This window comes from Rhizobium sp. M1 (genome assembly GCF_002531805.1).
GTDB lineage: Bacteria > Pseudomonadota > Alphaproteobacteria > Rhizobiales > Rhizobiaceae > Rhizobium > Rhizobium etli_C.
Map to the genome: position 1 here is coordinate 1 of NZ_NWSW01000068.1, position 538 is coordinate 538.

The following is a 538-nucleotide window of genomic DNA, read 5'->3' on the forward strand; positions in this document are numbered from 1 at the left end:
CCCCGGCAGCCGCGGTGTCACCGCCGCGATTTCGTCCAGTCTCGCCTGGTCCTGGGCCGACACCGTCTGGAACGCGGCCCTTTTAGCAATATCCTGCTTTACGGCACCCACGATTATGGCGGCATCGGCGGCGCTGAGATCGGGATGGGCCGCCTTCAGCGCGTCCGCCCACGCCCCCTTGCTCTGCCCCGGTAGCTGCGGTGTCTGCCTGGCGATTTCGTCCAGCCTCGCCTGGTCCTGGGCCGACACCGTCCGGAACGCCGCCCTCCTGGCGATTTCGTCCTTTGCGGCGCCCACGATGGTGGCGGCATCGGCGGCGCTGAGATCGGGATGGGCCGCCTTCAGCGCGTCCGCCCACGCCCCCTTGCTCTGCCTCGACTGTCGCGGTGTTTGCCTGGCGATTTCGTCCAGCCTCGCCTGGTCCTGAGCCGACACCGTCCGGAACGCCGCCCTGTGGCGGTGAAGTTGGAATGTCCGGATCTCTGCAAAGTCGAAATGTCACTTTGGTCTGCATCCGGCAGGCCGATCAGCCCCGATC

Annotated in this window: 1 pseudogene; it reads right to left on the reverse strand. The window is 67.3% G+C overall.

The window, feature by feature from the left end:
• Positions 1–435 (reverse strand): annotated as a pseudogene (locus tag CO655_RS32110) (hypothetical protein); the annotation flags it as partial.
• Positions 436–538 lie beyond the last annotated feature (103 nt).